This is a genomic window from Mammaliicoccus sp. L-M44 (assembly GCF_022386355.1).
In the GTDB taxonomy this organism is placed as follows: Bacteria; Bacillota; Bacilli; order Staphylococcales; family Staphylococcaceae; genus Mammaliicoccus; species Mammaliicoccus sciuri_A.
In genome coordinates this window covers 1-222 of sequence record NZ_JAJNIU010000091.1, presented here as the reverse complement: position 1 = coordinate 222, position 222 = coordinate 1, and the positions used below count along the sequence as shown (strand labels likewise).

General features: G+C 31.1%; 1 protein-coding gene. It reads left to right on the top strand.

The window, feature by feature from the left end; genetic code table 11:
* On the top strand, positions 1 to 222 hold a 222-nt coding region (locus LQ611_RS14070), incomplete at both ends, for a transposase (RefSeq protein ID WP_239709683.1).

Genomic DNA, 222 nt, shown 5'->3' with positions numbered 1-222 from the left:
GAAGAGAGCGTAGAGAATACAGTAATGAATTCAAACAGCAAATGGTTGATTTATACCTTAATGAAAAACCAAGATCTGAAATTATTAGAGAATATGATTTAACCCCATCTGCATTAGATCGATGGATTAATCAAGCAAAAACCTCTGGTTCTTTTGAGCACAAAGATAATCTTACAAAAGAACAAAAGAAAATGATGGAACTAGAAAAAGAAAATAAACAGC